The organism is Duganella sp. FT27W, assembly GCF_009295655.1.
Lineage (GTDB): Bacteria > Pseudomonadota > Gammaproteobacteria > Burkholderiales > Burkholderiaceae_D > Rugamonas > Rugamonas zoogloeoides.
Map to the genome: position 1 here is coordinate 1 of NZ_WHIV01000017.1, position 863 is coordinate 863.

Here is an 863-nt window from a genome sequence, read left to right on the forward strand (position 1 = left end):
TATAGGGAAGCCGTAGAGAAATCGAGTCCGAACAGGGCGATAGTCGCTGGGTGTAGACCCGAAACCAAGTGATCTACTCATGGCCAGGATGAAGGTGCGGTAACACGCACTGGAGGTCCGAACCCACTAATGTTGAAAAATTAGGGGATGAGCTGTGGGTAGGGGTGAAAGGCTAAACAAACTTGGAAATAGCTGGTTCTCTCCGAAAACTATTTAGGTAGTGCCTCAAGTATCACCATCGGGGGTAGAGCACTGTTATGGCTAGGGGGTCATCGCGACTTACCAAACCATTGCAAACTCCGAATACCGATGAGTGCGAGCTTGGGAGACAGACGTCGGGTGCTAACGTCCGGCGTCAAGAGGGAAACAACCCAGACCGCCAGCTAAGGTCCCAAAGATTGGCTAAGTGGAAAACGAAGTGGGAAGGCTAAAACAGTCAGGATGTTGGCTTAGAAGCAGCCATCATTTAAAGAAAGCGTAATAGCTCACTGATCGAGTCGTCCTGCGCGGAAGATGTAACGGGGCTAAGCCAGTCACCGAAGCTGCGGATATGCGTAAGCATATGGTAGGAGAGCGTTCTGTAAGCCTGCGAAGGTGTCTTGTAAAGGATGCTGGAGGTATCAGAAGTGCGAATGCTGACATGAGTAGCGATAATGGGGGTGAAAAGCCCCCACGCCGTAAGCCCAAGGTTTCCTGTTCAACGTTCATCGGAGCAGGGTGAGTCGGCCCCTAAGGCGAGGCAGAGATGCGTAGCTGATGGGAAGCAGGTTAATATTCCTGCACCGTCGTATGATGCGATGGGGGGACGGATCGCGGAAGGTTGTCTGCCTGTTGGAATAGGCAGTTTCTGGTTCATAGAAGGC

At 51.9% G+C, this 863-nt stretch carries 1 rRNA gene; it reads left to right on the forward strand.

Annotation, left to right across the window (positions count from 1 at the left end):
• A 23S ribosomal RNA gene (locus F8197_RS28180) occupies window positions 1-863 on the forward strand; the annotation flags it as partial.